This is a genomic window from Micromonospora sp. CNZ297, from assembly GCF_007827625.1.
In genome coordinates this window covers 1-13,286 of record NZ_VISU01000052.1, presented here as the reverse complement: position 1 = coordinate 13,286, position 13,286 = coordinate 1, and the positions used below count along the sequence as shown (strand labels likewise).

Sequence of the window (13,286 nt, the reverse complement as noted above, 5' to 3'; positions counted from 1 at the left end):
GGTCGATTGCTGTCTTACCGGGAGCCTCGTCCTACCTGGACACCGGCCTCCCACACCGCCCGTGACCTGCGCCGTCACGATGAAAATGGCTCATTCAGGATGTTGATCATCGACCACGACCCCCACGGCAGTAACGGCGGCGAGGGGCGTCGAATCGCGCTCGGCGTTGCCACGGCGATCCCCTCAACCCTCCCCCTCAAAGCACTAAAAGTACTTTACACTTGGCGAGCGGACCCTCAGAGTGTCTCTTACAGTAGTTCCACTAGGAGGTGAGATGAACCTGTCGGATCAAGCAGTTTCGGACATCGAAGGTTTCCTCGACGACATCGCCCGGGCGAGCGCCCGCATCCGAGCCCTACTCCACTCGCCGGTGGCCTCGGCGGACACGCTGGTGGCGTCAACTGCCATAGCCGGGTTGGTGGTGGAGACTGGAGCGCCGGCCGCACCGAACGGTGAGATTGCCTTTTCGATCGTCGAAGAGCAGCCGCTGGAGCCGAAGTCCTTCACATACCGGTGGCCAGGCGGAGAAGAGAAGTACATCGACGCCACCCGGTACACGGTGCGCCGTGGCGGCACCGAGTACGTGTTTGTGGTCGGCGCCGAGGACGGCGGCCGCTCGGCGTACGGCCGCGACGACCGGGGCCGCATCGTCGTGTTTCTGCGCAAGGGCACCAGTGAGCACTCGTACTACCCGCTGCTGGAGTTCGCCGAGAGCGACGTCGACGCCGACCTGTACGCCGCGCTCATCCCAAAGCTGGGCAAGCCGACGTCCCGGGCGATGGCGACCGTGGACGACCTCGCCGACGTCCGGCAGATTCCCCACCTGCAGCACGCCGACCTGCGGCGCGCCGACGAGGTGTTCACCTCCTCGGCAAACGCCCCGACCCTGCGGATCCTGGTCCGTCGCGACGATCCCACCGGCCTGATCACCCATTCCTGGTGGGTCGGGCAGTTCCGCGGCACCTCCTCCAAGTAGAGATACCGGCACGACTACCGGATGCCTTCCGAGCCGGAGGGATCCATGCGCGCGGAGGGGTCGGGCCCTCCGCGCGCATGGGTGATGGTGTTGCGAAGCTGGGCCGGCGGGTTGCTGCGCCAGCCGGCGATCGCCTTCAGGTGAATCGGATTTGGGTAGGCACGATTCGAGCCGAGGGCGAATAGCTCATCAGTGATCTCAACTGGCTGTCCAAACGACGGAAAGCGTCAGACCGCACCTCTATGCTCACCGCGCGCGATGGCCGACCGCAAGGAGATCAGGATGGGCGCAGCAATGTGACCGTTGCCAAGATCGTCATGTTATCTCTTGTCGCGTGGCGACGTTACGCGAGACGTCGCAAGCAAAGACCGCGACGCGTTCCGCCGAGGGCGGACGCCGCAGTGACCTGGGGGAAGTTTGCGTTCGTCTGAGCCGGATGAGCGGGATGCCGACGAGGTCGATGACCCGTCCGGTAGTGGAGTGGACCTGTGGCAGCTCGCCGGGCTGCCGGGTGGTTTGGTGCAGGCCAGCTATCTGGTGGGGCGGCGCGCGGCGCAGTACCGGCTGATCGTCGATGTGCTGCTGGCACAACAGCAACACTCGCTGACCGGGATCGCCGCGGCCGAGTTGCCGGGTCTGCTCCGCGACCATCTGGCCGCTGCCGGAGCCGATCCAGGTCTGGTGGACGATCCCGGGTTCAGCCTGGAGCGGCGGATGCGTCGCTTGGAGGAGTGGAGGGTCGTCGAGGTCTGGCAGGACCGGGCCCGCCGGGACGAGGACTTCCTGCGGAACTTGGACCGGTACCAACTCACCGAAGTCGCTGCCGATCTGCATCGCGCGGTCAGCAGTATGGGCCAGGACGTCGCCGCCGATGCCGCGGCGACACTTGCCCCGTCAGTGCTGACCAGCCATCTCGGGCGTCTGCGAGGTGCGATTGCGGGTGACCCGTCGGCGGCGGCCGAGGCATGGGCGGTCATCAACCCGACCCTCACGACGATGGCGAACGCGGCGGCGGGCTGGCAGGGCCGCCTTGCCGGTGCACTCGCCGGCACGCCGGATGCGGGCAAGCTGGCTCAGATCCAGGACACCCTGCGACGGTATGTGGACATGTGGGGTGCTGGGATCGACACCCACTCCGATCAAATCGCCAGCACCGTCCGGGTACTACTCGAGACGCCGGAGCAGACGTGGCGGCAGGTAGCTGTCCACGGTCTGGGTGCCACTGCGGACGGCGCCTCGCTCGACCGGCTTGCCGCCTCCTACGTGCAGACGCTCGAGACACTGGGGCGCTGGTTCGACGGCCCGAACAGCCAGGCCCGCCGGTTGCGTCGGCAGATGCGCGACACGATCAGTCCGCTGGTGCGCGGCCAGCGGACCTTGGCTGCGGTCGGCGGACACGTATCCCGGCGTGCCGAACTGCTCGCCCTCGCTGGCCGACTTGAAGCCGCCGAGGACGACGCCACCGGCTGGGAGATCTGGTGCCGAGCAACCGGGCTGTTCTCTGCTCGCCACCTTCCCGGAGCCGGGCCAGCGCCGGCCGGAAATCCGGGAGCGGTCTCTTTCTGGGATGCCGAACCGGCACCGGTGGCGGCACGGCTCCGCAAGCAAGGGCCACGCGGAACGACCGGAAGCGCGGCCCGGATCCCGGACCGCAGTCAAGCCCGAGCGGCGGCTCGGGCTGCCGCCGCGCAGAAACAGGCGGCACGCGCGCGTACGGAAGAGGCGGTGCTCGCCCGGTCTGGGCTGCGGCTGTCGCAATGGCGAGACTTGACCGAGCCGGAGCTGGAGATGCTGCTGGAGTTGCTCGCCACGCTCGCCGCGGCCCGGCTGGACGAGTCGCAGGTGTCATCGGCGATGACCGGAGACGGCCGGTGGATGCTGCGAGCCGATCCTGCCCCGGATGACCATCCGACGGCCGTGGTTGCTACTCCGACAGGCCGACTGGTGCACCCGGATATCCGGCTGCACATCACTGCAGCGGGGCGAGCGGTCTGATGGGGACCACCTCGGGTGAAACCCGCGACGTACAACGCGCGTTCGTCGGCCTGCTGGCCAAGCCGCTAGTCACGCCGGACACCGATGCCGAACTGTACCGACTGGTGGTACGGCGGCTGCAACCAGTGAAGGAGTCAGCGCAGCGGCTGGGCTACCGGGTGCAGCGTGTCGGCCGGGCGGTGCGGCTTGTCCGTGTTCCGGTGGCGGGTACGGTGACGTTCCCGCCGGTACCGGCCGACGTGGTATCGCGGCGGGTCCGCTCGCTGGCGTGCTGTCTGGCTGCCTGCTGCGAGGAGACCAGCGGCACCGTCACGCTGCAGAAGCTGTCGGACATGGTCCGGGACCTGATCGCTGCCCCGGGGGTGCAGGTCGCACCGTACGACCCGGAGGAACGTCCGCAGCGGAAGCTACTGCGTGACGCCGCCCGGCTACTTGAGGAGTTCGGAGTGCTGTGCCGGCGCACCAGCGACGAGTCACTGCTCGACGAATGGACCGAGTCCGGGCAGGGCGTCGGTGCTGGCTACGCCGTCGATCGCGACGCTGTGCTGTTGCTGACCAGTCCGGACGTCCTCGAGTTGGCGTTTGCAACAGAGCCGGCGGGTGAGGAGCAATGGATGGCCACCCGCACGATCCGGCAGCTGCGGGCGCTGATCGAGACGCCGGTGGTGTTGTACGCGGATCTGTCCGACGATGACGCCATCGCGTTGCGGACCCGCCGCGGCCCGCGCAGCCACGATGTCGCCGCCATGACCGGCGGGCACATCGAGGCCCGGTCCGAAGGCCTGCTGGTCGTGCTGACCGACGACGAACGTCCCGCGACGGTCGTCGACTGGCCCCGCGCCCGGGCCGCCGACTGGGTGGCGCTGCTGATGGCCGACATCGCCGGCCGGCACGGCGCCCGGCAGAGCGATGGGACGGTCACCCTGACCAGCATCCAGGTCGATGAAGTCGTCGACGATCTCGTCACCTGGCGCGGCGAGTACATGAACAGCGCCCAGAAGCAGGCGCCCGGCACGATCCGCCATAACGCGCAGAAGCAGCTCGTCGAACTCGGCCTGCTCCGCGTCGCCCATGACGACTCATGGACCCTCTTGCCGGTCGCCGCCCGCTACCGCGACCCCGACATCACGATCACCACCCCCGCGGAGACCCCCCGATGAGCACGACAGTTCCCGACGACGTAACCACGATGACGACGCCCGGACCGGCCGCGACCGACGACCAACTGGCCGAGTGGCGCGACGCGGTCACCACAGGTGGCCTGCCTCAGCCCGGATCGTCACGCTGGCAGGGGCTGCGAGCCGGCGTCGTCAACCTGTGGGAGTTCGACATCGCCGAGTACTGGTTCGCTGATGGGCGCGGCCAGTTCGTCGGTGCCAACCAATCCGGCAAGTCGACGCTAATGGCGTTAACCACACTGATCATGCTCGCCGGTGATCTCGGCCGGCAGTACGTCGACACGTTCGGCGAGTCCGACAAGTCATTCCGGTACTACGTTGAGCCGACCGATGACGCCCGCGACCGGCGCGACACCTCAGCGAGCACCAACCGCGGCTGGGCCTGGGTCGAGTACGGCCGCATCGCCGACGATGGCCAACCCGAGTTCTTCACGACCCTGCTGTACGCCCAGGCCAAACGCGGTGTGAAGGCCATGCCACCGACCTGGATCGTGTGCCGGGGCACCGCCCGAGTTCGGGACGGGCTGACCCTGTGCGAAGGACAGGCAGTCGCGGTCCCGGCACAGCTCGGCGCCCCGGACGGGCTTGTCGTGTGCGAGAACGGCAAACAGTACGCCGCCCGGCTGGCCCGGGACCTGTTCGGGTTCACCGACTCCGACCGGTACGACACTGTGCTGGAAATGCTCAAGGTGCTGCGGACCCCGCACCTGGGCCAACGGCTGAACCCGGACTGGTTCACCGAGCAGATGCGCGCCGCACTGCCGCCGATCGCCCGCGCAGAGGTTGAGGAACTCGCCGACGGCTGGCAGCAGGTGGAGCAGTTGGGCACCGACCGGGACACCGCGGTCGAGGCACGCGAAGCGGTCGCCCACTACCTCGCCAAGGGGTGGCGGCCGTGGGCCGACGCGGTCCTGCGGCTACGCGGCGACGACCTGATCGCCGCAAACACCGCCGCTGAGGATGCCGAAAAGTCTGTGCGCGCCGCGACCGGCGCACTCGACACCGCCCGCGACAACCTCACCGCCGAGCAGAAAGTCACCGACAACCTCCTCCGCTCGTTCAAGCAGGCCCAAGCCGACTACGAGCAGGCACTACAGACGCAGGCATACAAGGGTGCCGCACAGCGGACACTGAACGCGCAGCGCCTACGGGGCGAGGCGGACGGGGCCGCGGAACGTGCCCGTGGCCTTTTGGCCGATGCCGGCCGGGCTCGCGAAGACCGAGACCGTGCCGTCGCAGCACGGGGCCGCCTGGAGAAGACGGCAGCCGACGCGCGCAAACGCGCCGGGGCGGTGGGCGAACAGACGGCTGCCAAGGTGACGTCCGCCGGTCTGGGGAACCAGGCATCCGAGTGGGTCGCGGCGGGCGAAATCACCCGCCTCAACAAGGCGATCAAGACCCGAAAGGAGGCCATCCCGAACCTGCGGCGGCTGATCCGGGCGGCCGGCGACGCAAACGCCAAGCTGGGGACTGCCGACGAGCGGGCCAAGGACGCGCAGGCCGAGTTCGACCGCCGTAAGCGCACCGCCACGCAGGCCGCCGAGACGGTGGAGAAGGCGTTGCAGGCGCTGTCCGACGGTATCGAGCGGTGGGCGCTGCCCCTGGCTGCCGAGGCCCCGGCAACGGTGATCCGGGAGCAGTGGATCGCCGCGGTCACCGAGCAGGCCCGGTCGCCGCAGCCGACCGCTGTGCTGGCATCCCTGATCCGTAGTACCTGGCTCGATCCGGTCACGTTGCCGCTGACTCGGCAAGCAGTCACCATCACCACCCGCGCCGAGCAGCTGCGCAGCGACGCGAACACGTATGACGCGGACGCCGACACCCTCGAAGCCGCGGGTGACCCAGCACCCACCCCTCCGGAACGCTGGACCCGCCGGCCGCGGCCAGCGTTCCCGGGCCCGCACGGCGCCCCGCTGTGGCGGCTGATCGACCCGGCCCCCGGCACCGCGCAGGACACGATCGACCACGTCGAGGCCGCCCTGGACGCTGCCGGACTTCTCGACGCCTGGGTCAGCCCGGACCGCCTATGGCTCGCCGACCGCGACGGTGACGAGACCGTCATGACGCTTACCGCCCCAGTGGCGACGGGCGGATCGTTGGGGGCGGTCTTGCAGCCGGCGGAGGACGCCGCCGAACTGCGGGCCGCCACCGAGCAAATCCTCGCCGCGATCGGCTTCACCCCAGACAACACTCCGTTGCAGGCTGCGGTAGCCGTCGCCGCGGACGGCCGCTGGCAGACCACCACCGCCGCTGGACGTGCTGCCCGCAGCAGCCACGGTGCCGAACTGCTCGGCGTCGCCGCCCGGGCCGCTGCTCGCCGCCGCACCGTCGCCGAACTACGGGAGAAGGCCGCCCGAGCACGTGCGGAAGTCGACATCCTTCAGGAACGCGCAGAACAACTGCAGGCCCGCGTCGACGAGCTCACCGCCGCCACCGCCGCCGGCACCGTTCCGGAAGATGCCGACGTCGTCCGGGCCGCGATCGCCTCCGCGACCGCGTACAAAGAGCTCGAAACCGCCGAGCAGCGTCTGATCCGCCGCCAAGACGAACGTGCCATAGCTGACGAAAAGGTCAACCTCGCCAACACCGAAATGCTCCGATACGCCAACGAACATCTGCTGCCCTCCAGTGACGAGCTTCTCGACCAGATAACCGCCAGCCTGGACAAAGCAGCGGAATCCGTCGCGGAACTCGCCGGTGCACTCGAGAAGCAGCACAGCGCCGAGCGGGAACATCGCACCGCCGAGGGTCAGGCGACTTCCGCCGAGGACCGGCTCAAGGAGGCGGAGCGGAAGCACCTGCAAGCTGCCGAAGACGCCGCAACGGCGGACCTGCTCGCCACCCAGGCAGAGCAATCCGTCGATGACGACGACCAGGAGCAGCTCGCCCAGGTGAAACAACTCGCTGCCGACCGCGACAGTCTCAACAGCCGGGTCGAGGCCAGCCGCAAAAAGGGCGTCGCGCTCTCCGAGGCCGCCGTCCTCGCCGGCCAGAACCAGTCCCGGGCCGACGACGAACTGACCGCGGCGCAGCACCGGCTCAACAGCGCTCTGGACAACTGGTGGATTCCGGTGGAGGCCGGGCTTGCCGCCGCACGCGGGATCACCATCGAGCCGAAACGCACCCTGGCGGCCGCGCTCGAACAGGCCACCACCGCCGCGCAGAAACTGCGTCTGGCACAGTGGCCCGTCACTAGCGAGGAGAAGGGCCGCCGCGTCGAGGCAGCGCTGCAGAAGGCCCTCGGCACTGAGCTCACCACACTACGGACAGTGCTCGAATCCAAGGGCGGTCGCGGGGTCAGCACCATCGACCCCGACGCCGCTGGCGGCCTGACCGCTGTCGCGATCGTGGTTGACGCCTCAGGCACTCAGCTCAGCCCCACCGACGCCATCGACCACCTCGACGACCTTGTCGTGCGGCTTACCCGTAGCCACGACGAGAAGATGAACTCCATCCTGACCGAACTACTGTCCTCGACCTTCGTTGACCACCTCCGCGATCGCCTCAAATCCGCCATCCGGCTGCTCGGCCTAGTCAATGACGTACTTGGCCGCCACCCCACCGGGGCGAACAAGACAACGATGCGGCTGCGTCGTACGCCCGCCGAAGGGCAGCGGGCCGCATTCGAGATCCTAAAGACCCTGCAGACCGGCTCCGTCGAATCCGAAACCGTGCAGGAACAGATCCGCGCCTTCCTCACCGAACGCATCCGTGAAGCGCAGGACGCCGGCAACGCCGGCCCGGAGGAACTAACCGACCGGCTCGCGGAACTCCTGGACTACCGCAACTGGTTCGACGTCGTCGCCGACTTCCGCGTCGGAGAGGGCAAGTTCGAGCCGTTCACCAAACAGGTCCACGGCGTCGACTCCGGCGGCGGCAAGGTCGTCACCCTGCTCCAACCGCTACTGGCTACCCTGGTCGCCCTCTACGAGGAGTCACCGATCGCCCCGCGGCCGCTATGGCTCGATGAAGCGTTCGTCGGTGTCGACCCGGACAACCGCGCCGCCATGCTCGAACTACTAGTCGACTTCCGCCTCGACTTCCTGCTCGCCGGGCCCAGCCCGCTCGTGGCAACCGCCCAGGTACCAGCTGCCGCCCTCTGGTTCGTCTCCCGCGCACCGGCCCCCGCCGCCGGCGTCGACCTGTCCCTGATGCTGTGGGCCGGCAACACCATCGAACGGGTACCGGTCGCAGACATGGCCGCCAAGACCTTCACCGCGAAACCGATCCCGGCCCACATGCCACCGGACCTGTTCACTGCCCTCGGCGACGACAGTGACAGCTCAAAGAACGAATCCGACGATGATGAGGAGGTGCGGTGAGCGCGTCCGCGGACCGGTGGGTGGCCACCGGCACCGGCCCGGCCAAGGTCCTTGCCGCAGCGCGTGAACGGCTGCAGAACGGTCACGTCGGCGACCGGGTCCGCCTGACCGTCGAACTCGACGAACGCGAACGCGCCCAGGTCGGCCGGCTCCTGGGCGTCGCCTGGGAAGCCTCCGCCAAAGCGATCACCCTCGGCAACCTCCGTGCCGGCCTCGCCGCCCTCGACGACGACCTCGTCGCGGTCCTCACTCGGCACGGCGGAGCACCCGACAACCTGCGAGCCAAACGCGCCGCCAACCTCGCCGCCCGCACTGCCACGATCAACGCCGCCTATGAGGCATTGATCGCAGCCGGCTGGCCCGCCCATGCCGTCGACCACGCCCGGGCGAAACGGTGGCTCGAACGCGCCAACGCCGATCACGTCCCTGAACGGGCGGACGAACTCTGCCGGTTGTGGAAGGCGCTGCCCAGCGACAACCGGCCGCTGCCGCAACTGGCCGACGCGCTCTTCGACGACACGCACTGCCTCGACCGCGGCCAGACACTGGGCCGACTCGCCGCCCGCCTCCTCGCCGCAGCCGGTGCTGCACCAACCGAGGCGGCAGAAGCCGTCGACCAGGCGCTCACGGCCACCTCCTGGCGGCGCACCTGGGCCTCGTTCGGCGTCCTCTGCGACGAGGTCTCTTCCACCGTCCTCGTCCTCGGACTCCCGCTCGTCGGCGACTCCCCCGCCGCAGACCTGAGCAGCACGGCGGCCCGGCGTGGCGAACCGCTATGGCTGACCTCCCGGTCGCTGCGGGGGGCGTGGCGTCCCCACGACGACGTGCACACGGTCAGAGTGTGCGAGAACCCGTCAATCGTGGAGGCCGCAGCCGACGAGCACGGCACCGCGAGTCTGCCGCTAGTCTGCGTCTACGGGCGCCCCTCCTCGGCCGCATGGGCGTTGCTCGGTGGCCTCGCCGGAGCTGGCGTACGGCTCCTGATCAGCGCGGACCGAGACACCGCCGGTCGGAGGTTCGCCGCCGAGATGCTGCGCCTACGCGGCGCCGAACCCTGGCTCCCCGAGATCGACGGCATCTTCGAGGAGTCACGGCTCCCAGAGTTACTGGCCGACCTGCGATCTGCGGTTCACCGCTGACCGAAGCTCAGTGCAGGCTGCTGCGGCAGTGTCCGTCTCGCTGGTTACCGCTTCGCGGGTGGGATCATTGTCTTAGTTGATGAGACCAGCTACCGGTCCGGCGCGGCGGACTTAGCGACCAGCATCGATGCAGAGCAGGCCTGGCCTGTGACGACCGACGACCCGTAATCCCGGGACACAGGCCATGCGGGGAGCAGCGAGCCGTGACCGCTTCGGAATCCACTGGGAGGTCACGCCGCACCAATCGACCGCAAGACCGCAGCCCAGAGTCCTCGTCCCTGCCCGGCGTCGGTGAGCACTTCGGGCGCGGTAACCGCTTCGCCAACCTGCACTCAATCTGCTCCCCAGTTGCAAGGCCGTGCCAACCTTTACCGCCTTGACCTGCGCACACTTCCCTGCCAGGCGAGATAGTCAGCGCGGTCCTGCTTCCCGCGGAGTGCTCTGCGGTTCTGCAGGGCAGTCGACAACGCTCTTCTGACCTGCGAAACGAAAGCTTGCAGGTCGAGGTGAATGCAGTTGGATGCCGTTCCAAACCCTTGGGCGCTGTTCAGCGCCGCTCAGTGCATCCGCCTGCTCCCATCCTGCTCCCCCAATTTCGGCACGACCCCGCCAGCGGCTGGCCGGAGGTAACAGTGCTGCCGCGCGGGCGGTGCCCGTGTGGTTGCCGGAAGTCTGGTGTCGGGGCCCTCAGCTGCGACGTGGTCGCTGCCTCGGCACCCCCGCAACCCCGAGCTCCCAAACCGCTCCCTCCGGGCTTCCGTCAGCCAATACCGAGCTGACCGCGGGCGAGTCCAAAGATGGTTGCACGGGGTCTCATGGTGACCTGCTCAAGTCACTGCCTCCAGGAGCCGCCGGACCTGCGGCAGACCCTCGCACGTGATCAACGCCCTCTGCGGTTGACCGGGCGCCCGCAGCAACACAATCCGCAGCCCGAGTCACCCCAGCCCATCGCGGGAGACCGTCAACTCGCGGTCGAAGTCGATCACTGGGCAACTCTGGACCGAGACAAAGGAGGGTGTGTAGCGTGTACCCATGACCCAGCCTGATCTTAGATACCTCACGGACCTCCTCACCCCACGCCACGCCGCGCCGGTCGACGACCCGGCCGAACGGAACCGTCTTGCCGACCTGGTCGACACCGACACAGCCGAATACATCGCCGGCTTCATCTCTCAAGCTGGCCGGGTACTCGGTGAAGTGGTGAAATCGGGTGAGACCGTCCTCTACGAGAGCGACATCACGCTGGACGCTGACGGTAACTGGAAGCCCGGAACCCCGTCCCGAATGTGGATGGTGGCAGCGGGCACTCCTCGGGAGGACGTATTCGACGACGCCGCCCGCGTCTTCCTGGCTCAAAGCCTGCGCACCGGGGCCGCCAGTCAGTTCTGTGGATGGCGGGACCGGGTTGTGGCAATCGTGCCCGAGGAAGTCGGCCCCAAGGAGTCGAAGATCATTCGTACCCTGGCTGGCGGGGGTATCGAGGTCGTGCACACGTACAACGTTCTTGATGCGTACGGCACCTACGCCCGATGGGTCACCGACCTTGCCCTCGAGTATGGAAGCGGTGACGAGGCAATTGCTTCCGACACACCCCGGCCGCCCGGCATGGCGCGATCGGTGGTGAGCGCATGGCTGATGCGCGAGGCGGGCGAGGCACAGCTCCAGCAAGCCCGCCACTCCCTGAAGTTCGGCTTAGCGGGGTACGCGCGGATGCCGAATGAGGAGTTGCCGATCGCCGAGCTCGCCCGTTCCCTCTACACCGACCGCGCGAACTTGACGAAGGTCATTAAGGCAGCCGAGAAGGATGCCAGGATCACCGGGATCCTCGACGCGATCGCGTCCGGGGACACCGACCGGATCATCACGACCCTTCGCAACGGGTAGAACGGCTGGGCCTCCGCCTGCCTCGGGTGGAAGCCCGAGCCGGAGCCGCCATGGGCGGACCTGTGTGGAGCGCCTCCTCCAAGAGGTAGCCGCGCATGTGTTCGATCCTCGCCACCGCCGTAGGCCACCGGCCAATGCTTCTCCTCCGGCTCCCGCAGCCTGCTGAATGGTTCGAGGCGTGGATCCCCTGCCACCTCGTGCCATGTCTACGTACGTTCGATCTCGACTTGAGCAATGGTCTTGCGGCGCTGGATTCGGCGCGCCTGGGCCAGGCGGAGCCGCCATGCCAAGCGTTCCGTGAATCCGGCAAGACGGTTGAGCCGCCGTGCAGCGGGATCGGCGTCGGGCGTCAGCGAGGTGAGCAGCGCGATCAGTTCGTCGCGGTCGCGGCGCTGGCTGGTGTCCTGCCGAATGGTGGTCACCGGGCCGGCAACGATGGCCAGCACGGACACGGCCCGCAGGGTCAGGGCTGCGTAGGCGGGGGTCATCGGTGCCGGCAGACCGTGGGAGACGTCGTTGCGCAGGTTTGCGCCCCATGGTCCGGCGAGTAGCCAGTTGAAGAAGAACGCCCAGGACTCGTCGAGGGCGACGGTCTCGAGATTCGCGAGCAGGGCGTAGAGGCCCGGATATCCGCCAACGGTCTTGGCTGATTCGGCGCGGTAGATGCCTTCGTCGAGTTCGATGAGCAAGGCGCGGGCGGCGGTTTCGACCTTGGGGGTGGCGAGGTGAATTGCGGACTCGATGTCCCGATTCCAGAAATGGCGCAGGGCCTTGGCGAGGCTGCGGGCCAGGGCGGGGTCGCGGGCGCCACGAGTCAGTAGGTAGTCGACCACGTCGTCCTCGCTGGGGATGCCGTAGCGGTCGGCGAGGCGCTTCAGGCCGGTGGCGAGCAGCCGTCCGTGGTTTTCGGCCAAGACCTGGGCGTAGAAGCTCATCTCCTGCTTCTCGAGGTCCTCCTCGGTGTCGGCGGCGGCGCGGGGCAGGCCACCGGCGAAGCGGACCGGTCGCAGGATTCGGCTCAAGGGGCTTTGGTTGGCTGAGGCTTCGGCGCGCAGTTGGGTGATGTCACCCGTCGGGCAATCGCTGTCCAAGAAGGCGTCCATCGCTTGCTGCCAGCGAGCGGGTCGGGTGAAGCCGTGCAGCAGTGGCTCGATGTGGTACGCGGGCACCGTGCTGGACGCGGTGACGGTATGCATGCCGAGCGATGCGGGGTCGATGTTCTGCATCTGAGTGGCGGCGTCGCGTTCGAGGTTTCGGAGGCCGCGCTCGTGAGCGATTCGGGCGGCGGCGGTCAGGCGGGCCATCCGCACGGCCGGGTGCGAGGCTTCATTAGCGTCGCGAAAGTAGGCGGCGGCCTCATCGCGGGCGATGGTCTGCAGCAGGGAGGGGTCGTGGGACCGCGAACGCCGGTAGCGGGCGATAGCCGTAGCGTCGCTGCCGCGCCGGCAGGCGGCCGCCGCGCGGTCCAGCAGATCGCCAACGTCGATCGGATCCGGTGTCGGCGGGCTCTTCTTGGCTCGTACGGGCTTGACCGATAACGCCGCCAGGGCAGGGAGCAGGATGCCGGGCCGAGCACCCGGGTGCTGCGTGATCATCTCGTCGGCGATCTGCCCGAGCCGGGCCCGGGCCTGGCGGTCGAGATCGGCGTCGCTGATCCGGCGCGCCAGGGTCCATGCCCGCAGCAGAAATTCCATGGTATTGAGCCATTTTCATCGTGACGGCGCAGGTCACGGGCGGTGTGGGAGGCCGGTGTCCAGGTAGGACGAGGCTCCCGGTAAGACAGCAATCGACC

7 protein-coding genes are annotated in these 13,286 nt (G+C 68.3%); 6 read left to right on the top strand and 1 reads right to left on the bottom strand.

Translation table 11 applies throughout. The features are described from left to right. The first annotated feature begins 274 nt into the window (after window positions 1-274). The 6 genes from FB454_RS34345 to FB454_RS34320 all read left to right on the top strand — a co-directional run bounded on the left by FB454_RS34345 (window position 275) and on the right by FB454_RS34320 (window position 11,494). A complete protein-coding gene (locus FB454_RS34345; protein WP_145824245.1) occupies window positions 275-976 on the top strand; it encodes a PIN domain-containing protein in 702 nt (233 codons plus the stop codon). A 480-nt stretch (window positions 977-1,456) separates the two neighbouring features. Then, the gene (locus FB454_RS34340) at window positions 1,457-2,971 is read left to right on the top strand and encodes a DUF2397 domain-containing protein (RefSeq protein ID WP_145824244.1); all 1,515 of its coding nucleotides are present in this window, start codon (window positions 1,457-1,459) and stop codon (window positions 2,969-2,971) included. After that, window positions 2,971-4,131 carry a TIGR02678 family protein gene (locus FB454_RS34335; protein WP_145824243.1) on the top strand — a complete coding sequence of 387 codons (1,161 nt, stop codon included), beginning with the start codon at window positions 2,971-2,973 and terminating at the stop codon, window positions 4,129-4,131. The genes FB454_RS34340 and FB454_RS34335 overlap by 1 nt, the downstream gene beginning before the upstream one ends. After that, the gene (locus FB454_RS34330) at window positions 4,128-8,471 is read left to right on the top strand and encodes an SbcC/MukB-like Walker B domain-containing protein (RefSeq protein ID WP_145824242.1); all 4,344 of its coding nucleotides are present in this window, start codon (window positions 4,128-4,130) and stop codon (window positions 8,469-8,471) included. The genes FB454_RS34335 and FB454_RS34330 overlap by 4 nt, the downstream gene beginning before the upstream one ends. Before the next feature lie 20 nt (window positions 8,472-8,491). Beyond that, entirely contained in the window at window positions 8,492-9,610 is a 1,119-nt protein-coding gene (locus tag FB454_RS34325) for a TIGR02679 domain-containing protein (protein ID WP_486485502.1), read from the top strand. A 1,032-nt stretch (window positions 9,611-10,642) separates the two neighbouring features. Next, on the top strand, window positions 10,643-11,494 hold the full coding sequence (locus FB454_RS34320; RefSeq protein ID WP_145824240.1) for a hypothetical protein: 852 nt from the start codon (window positions 10,643-10,645) through the stop codon (window positions 11,492-11,494). A 206-nt stretch (window positions 11,495-11,700) separates the two neighbouring features. Here FB454_RS34320 and FB454_RS34315 read toward each other — a convergent pair whose 3' ends face one another. Further along, window positions 11,701-13,188 (bottom strand): DUF4209 domain-containing protein, encoded by a 1,488-nt coding sequence (locus FB454_RS34315; protein ID WP_145824239.1) that lies wholly within the window; start codon window positions 13,186-13,188, stop codon window positions 11,701-11,703. Window positions 13,189-13,286: the final 98 nt, after the last annotated feature.